This window comes from Streptomyces sp. NPDC045701, from assembly GCF_056432045.1.
The window spans coordinates 9,701-14,758 of the sequence record NZ_JBWKJV010000062.1 but is presented as its reverse complement, the minus strand read 5'-3'; the positions used below and the strand labels follow the sequence as shown (position 1 = coordinate 14,758).

6 protein-coding genes and 2 pseudogenes are annotated in these 5,058 nt (G+C 65.8%); 2 read left to right on the top strand and 6 right to left on the bottom strand.

The genetic code is table 11. From position 1 onward, the window contains the following. Positions 1-124: 124 nt before the first annotated feature. Together AC07DW_RS30440 and AC07DW_RS30435 are read right to left on the bottom strand one after the other, a co-directional pair. Positions 125-292 carry a hypothetical protein gene (locus AC07DW_RS30440; RefSeq protein WP_478860898.1) on the bottom strand — a complete coding sequence of 56 codons (168 nt, stop codon included), beginning with the start codon at positions 290-292 and terminating at the stop codon, positions 125-127. Positions 293-412: 120 nt separating this feature from the next. Continuing rightward, positions 413-715 carry a hypothetical protein gene (locus AC07DW_RS30435; protein WP_478860897.1) on the bottom strand — a complete coding sequence of 101 codons (303 nt, stop codon included), beginning with the start codon at positions 713-715 and terminating at the stop codon, positions 413-415. Positions 716-970: 255 nt separating this feature from the next. Between AC07DW_RS30435 and AC07DW_RS30430 the strand changes: the two genes are divergently transcribed. Beyond that, entirely contained in the window at positions 971-1,282 is a 312-nt protein-coding gene (locus tag AC07DW_RS30430; protein ID WP_478860896.1) for a hypothetical protein, read from the top strand. A gap of 610 nt (positions 1,283-1,892) precedes the next feature. Here AC07DW_RS30430 and AC07DW_RS30425 read toward each other — a convergent pair. From AC07DW_RS30425 to tpg, 3 genes and pseudogenes are all read right to left on the bottom strand, one after another. Next, positions 1,893-2,219, bottom strand: a complete 327-nt coding sequence (locus tag AC07DW_RS30425) for a transposase family protein (RefSeq protein WP_478860900.1) — start codon at positions 2,217-2,219, stop codon at positions 1,893-1,895. Between the two features lie 26 nt (positions 2,220-2,245). Then, positions 2,246-2,473 (bottom strand): annotated as a pseudogene (locus tag AC07DW_RS30420) (transposase); the annotation flags it as partial. Between the two features lie 507 nt (positions 2,474-2,980). After that, positions 2,981-3,537, bottom strand: a pseudogene (gene tpg / locus AC07DW_RS30415) (telomere-protecting terminal protein Tpg). 184 nt (positions 3,538-3,721) lie between these two features. On the opposite strand from tpg, the gene AC07DW_RS30410 reads away from it, so the two are divergent. Further along, positions 3,722-3,844, top strand: coding sequence for a hypothetical protein (locus AC07DW_RS30410; protein ID WP_478860895.1), 123 nt, complete (start codon positions 3,722-3,724; stop codon positions 3,842-3,844). A gap of 123 nt (positions 3,845-3,967) precedes the next feature. Here AC07DW_RS30410 and AC07DW_RS30405 read toward each other — a convergent pair whose 3' ends face one another. After that, the gene (locus AC07DW_RS30405) at positions 3,968-4,111 is read right to left on the bottom strand and encodes a transposase (RefSeq protein WP_478860894.1); all 144 of its coding nucleotides are present in this window, start codon (positions 4,109-4,111) and stop codon (positions 3,968-3,970) included. Positions 4,112-5,058: the final 947 nt, after the last annotated feature.

Genomic DNA, 5,058 nt, shown 5'->3' with positions numbered 1-5,058 from the left:
CAACGCCGAGGCCAGGGCCGGCTGCCCGAGCACCAATGCTGCCTGCCGCATCACCGCAATCCCTGCGATCGAGCGCGCCCCGAGCAGCACCGCCAACGCCGCGCTCACCAGCACCCCACCCCGGTCATGGACCGGGGTGGAAGTCCCGTCGCACCAGCGCGGAGCTCAGCGCGCCGGTCAGCCCGACCTTGTCCGCGAGCCTCCGCACCGGCACGATGCCGGCCTTGCCCACCAGCTTCCGCCCGCCCGCCGACAGCGACAGGTCCTTCGCCCACCCGGTAAGCTCCGACACCCGGAGGGTGCCTCCTCCCCACCCTGATCCAGTCCTTGAGAAGCTGAATCATCGCAGGTCGAGGCGCCCTCCTTCGCTGATCGTGCGCTCCGTCACCATCGCCCTGCCCCCATGGTGAATTCATGAGGCCAGGGCGGTGCGGTCGGCGACCAGGCCGGTGATGGTCAACTTCGAAATACCGCTCCTCCCCAGGGAGGATTTTATCAAAGCGCTCAATTCCCCTGATTGGGGCAGGCTCACCGGAGTCAAGGTGTGGCCCAGCGCCGGTTCGTCGTCAATGCCGGGACCTTCCGCCAGCTGATGCGCTGGTGCGAGCAGTGGCCCGAGCGTCGTTTCGCGGTCGAGGGTGCCGGCGGCCTGGGCCGTTCGCTTGCCCAGCAGCTGGCACGCCGCGGGCGAGAACGTGGCCGGCGTGCCCTCCACCCTTTCCGCCCGGGCCGAGTCATCGCCGCCGCCAGGCCTCCAAAGCCCTGTCCTGCCCGTACCAGCCGGCCGTTGCCGTGATACAGGTCCCACAGCCGGTCAAGGGCAGCGCCACCCTGACAAGCCGAAGCCAGCGGTCCGTATGGGGGACGCGCTCGGGGTGCTTATATGGCCGGTCAGAGGAGGTATGACGAGGCTTGCAGCTCCATCATGGGAAGGGAACGTCCTTCCTGACTCTCCCCGAAAGGATCTCACATGAAGCTGTCCAACTCGGTTCGATCGGTCGTTGGAGCAGGGCTTTTCGCCGCCGCGTCCCTCGGCGTCATCGCATCCACCGCGCCGGCGTTTGCAGCGACGCCTGTTGGCGAAACCGCTACTGCAGCGAAGACGTTTTCCGGCATCAGCCGATCGGATTTCGATGCCCATCAAGCCGCGTTGACTGAAATGAATAATTACGCGAAAAATAATGGTGTTTCATGTCGTGAGATCAGTCACTATGAGTCCCAGGTTAATGAGTTCGACCCTAGGAGTCTGTGGATGTCCACTGTTGAGGCGGACTGCGGATAGCTTCGTAGCGTTCAGCTCGATCTAAATCCGAACGATGTGACGGACGTAACTGTACTCGTCGCCGACCGAGGGGGCGCCCGCCTCTGGCTGGACCGGTACTCCAGGGAGCTTTGAGGGCTTGGCGTCTTCGTTTCTTGTAAGTGGATTCGTTTGGCGATGCTTGGGTGGATTCTGCGCCAAAGGGACTGGGCAGCGATGATCAGCGGGGCATGCTGCGCGTGCCAGATGGTCCGGTGGACGCAGGCGGCGGCTCTCCTCGGCGGTGAAGTCGATCAGCTGCACGGCAGGGCGAGGACGGGTCAGTGGGCTCCTCGGGCTGCTTGAGCCGTGCGGTGCGGGGTGGCGGTGACCGACAAAAAGCGAAGGCGGCGACCGCAAGGGCGATGTGCGGTGCCTTGAGCCCTTTTCACGTGTAGATCATGAGGGTGTGGATCGCGGCAGCTGCTGACGTGAGTCTGTTCGGGCTGATCCGGGCATGCCGGAAGATCCGCCAGTGCTTGGTCCGGGAGATGGTCCGCTCAACGGGAGCACGCAGTGCAGCGTGGACCTTGTCCGAGGCCCTTGTGCTTGTCAGGGAGTTCCGCCTTCGGACGGCGCTTGATCGGGGTGATCACAAGTGCCGCCGGCCCCGGTACCCCTTGTCCGCAAGGACCTCAGGGTTCAGATCCGCGCAGGTGTCGATAATGGCGTGCTCGCGGGCGGCGGTCACATCGTGGGTGCCGCCGGGCAGCGCGGGCGGGATCCACAACAGCTTCCCGTCTTCCGCGGCGATGACCTGCAGGTTCACGCCCTCGCGGCGGACCTTGCCGGAGAAGTGCCCCGGCGCCTGTAGGGCCGTTTTCCTGACAGTGCCCCAGCCGAGTGGTGGCCATCTGGTGGGCCTGCCGTGCCGAGGGGGCGGTTGACTTGCTGAGCCATGTTTGTGGGTCTGTCTAATTAACGGCTGATCTTGGTTTGGTGGGGTCAGTTGCTGCCCGGCGTGAGCCGACCTTCGAAGGCGATCTGGAAGGCGTTCAGCGGTGCCTTCCAGCGGATCGTCCAGCGACGTTGGCCCTTGCCGGTGGGGTCCAGGCTCATCAGCGCCATGTAGACGCACTTCAACGCGGCGTTCTCCGACGGGAAGTGGCCGCGGGCCCGGACGGCCTTGCGGATGCGGGCGTTGACGCTCTCGATGGCGCAGCCCGTGCGGCGCCTCCGTCGACTGGAACCCCCCGTTGTGGCCGATCCCACTCCTTGACGCCCCACGCTCCCTACACAGGCACCGCTCGGAGCGACGTGCATCACAAGGGGCAGGCTCCCCGTCCGTCATCACCAGGGCCGATGGCGGCTCACTGGCCCCGAAACCCTGGGTGATCGGCCACTCTCTGGGGAGCCCGGAGGAAGGCCTCGGCGCTTATGGACTGCCCGATGTCGCGATGCGCTCGGGGACCATGCCCGGGCCCGTAGTCGAACATGGGAACGATTCAGAGGCGGAGGCTGTTGAGGCACGTCCTTGGTGCCCGGCGGACGGGCCCGCGCCGCGTGTGTGAACGTGGGCCTGCGGCAGACCGGCCGGGCATGCGGGTGCTGGCGGGGGGCCGGTGGCGGCCCGGGGTGGTGGCGGCCCGGTGGTACTGCCCCGGCAAGCTGGCACCGGGCCTAATCCGCACACCCCATACCGGTACGGACTGCCGATGATCTTATCCGTAAGACGGGTCTCTACAGGTCGAATGCGACGTACTCAATATCTGTGAATTCCACCTGCAGACCCTGCGCTCGGCGGCCGTTGTCCTGGAAATAGATTTTTCTTGGAGCCCTTCCGCTGCGATGTTCCGGAGCTGCTGTTCCGTCGCTCCGGCTGCCTGGGCGTCGAAGAATCGGCGCGCGTAGTACGGGGGCAGAGCCAGGGTCAGATGTCGTACCCGGGCGTCGTCGGTCGTGCCGGGGGCGGCGGTGTAGCCGAACCGGGCGCGGGTGTGGATGACAAGACTACCGGTGGTGGCGGCCTGCTTCTTGGCACGCTCCCGTACGCGGGGCTGCCACCGCTGCCGCACGGCGTCGGCCAGGCGCTCGCCGAGGTCGGGGCGCGGCCGGACGATCTGCCCTTTCACGTAGCGCTCTACGGTGCGCTGGCTGATGCCGAGGAGCTGGGCGACCGCGCGGGTGCCCTTCTCCTGCCGGACCAAGTACCGCATCTGGGCTGGTGCGGACTTGGGGATGGGGCGGGTGAACGCGCGCTCCACCGCCGCGTTCAGGCCCTCGCCGAGGATGCCCACGGGGCTCTCCCTTGGGGTGTGGTGGGTGGTCTGGCAGGCGGGGCCGGCGGCCCCGGTGCGTACGCGGTGGGTGCGGCAGAACTGCCTGCCTGCGCCCGGAGTTCATAGATCGTCTGTACGGCGCCCTCCGGGCCGCTCCGCACCCCTCGATGACCGAGGGGTGCGGAGCGGGCCGGGCGTCAACGTGAACACGGACGTGGCCACCACCGACGCCACCAGCTACGACGCGAAGGCTCTGCCCGGCATCCACACCCGGCTCAGGCGCCGCGGGCTGCTGCCCGCCGAGCACCTGGTCGACGGCGGCTAGACCTCCCTGGTCCATTCCGCTCAGTTCTGGTTCCTCGCGAAGAAGGCCGATGCTTTTACCAGGAACGCGTTGTCGTCCTCCAGCTCACGCACTCGGCGTTGCAGCTCCGCGATCCGGGCCCGGTCATGCGCTTCCCGCGCGCCCGGAGTGTTCCCGCCGGCCCCTCTCCTTTTCCTGACGGACCCAGGCGCGCACGGTTTCCGCGACCAGTCCGAAATCACGTGCCACCTTCGCCGGAGTGGCACCGGTCTCAAGGACCGCCTTCACGACTCGGCACGCAGCTTGGGCGAATACTGGGTCCGTGTCCGTCGGGCTCAGGGCACCTCACCCCGAGCCGGGCCAGAGCGTCCTGGGCGCATTCGTAGCCCACTGTCCGAGGGCCGCACAGGAGCGGGCACCGGACAGGCCCGCACAGCAGGCCGTGAGCAGCACCGACACCAGCCAATGCCGCCGACCGCGCCGGTCCCGGGGACCGACCGGCATCGCCAGCCCGCCCGCCACCGAGGGCAGAGCGCGCTGGGCGGCGGCGGGCGACTTGACCAGACAGACCATGGCAGACTGACGGCACATCGAAGCACCGGCGGTTCAGGGCGACTTGGGAAGGTCACCCCGGACAACCGGAGCTTCGTTGCATTCGATACGGCCCGACCTGCACACCCACATGATCACCAAGACTTTGAATCAGCCTGGTCGGCTCCCTGGAGGAGGTCCGGTTCACGGACATCGAGCACCTCGAGTTCGACCGGTACTGTAGTCCGGCTCTTTATACAAAACGCCTTGCCGCTTGTGACTGAGTGCTTCAGTCGGCGGTTAAGTTGGCGAGTTGAGCGCTGCAGCGAGCTTTTACTGACCTCGTGTTTGTGCTGTTCAGGAGCATGCCGACGACGAAAAATGTTAGTCGGAGAGAGGCCTGCGACCAGCAAGTTAACCGTCGGCTGCTGCATTTTAGTTTGCCCGCCGGGTATGGTCGGCTGCGCTGTCAGCCAGGCTGGAAAAGAATCACTGGATAAAGGCATCCGAGCTTGTATCAGGAAATGAAATGAAGAACCCAAATCTTACACCTGGAGGTAAGATGTCGACGAGATACCCAAGCTCGCCTTGCGACCGAGGCGAATTTCCGGCTTAGAACAATAGGTGCCACACTGTTCCGGTTCATTCTGTTCTTTGTGCTAGAGCCTCCATAGTGCACTAGCCATCAAGTGCAGACGGTATCC

What these genes read in the sequence shown, in the direction of transcription:
- AC07DW_RS30430 (WP_478860896.1), top strand. Translation starts at nt 971, where the DNA reads ATGAAGCTGTCCAACTCGGTTCGATCGGTCGTTGGAGCAGGGCTTTTC.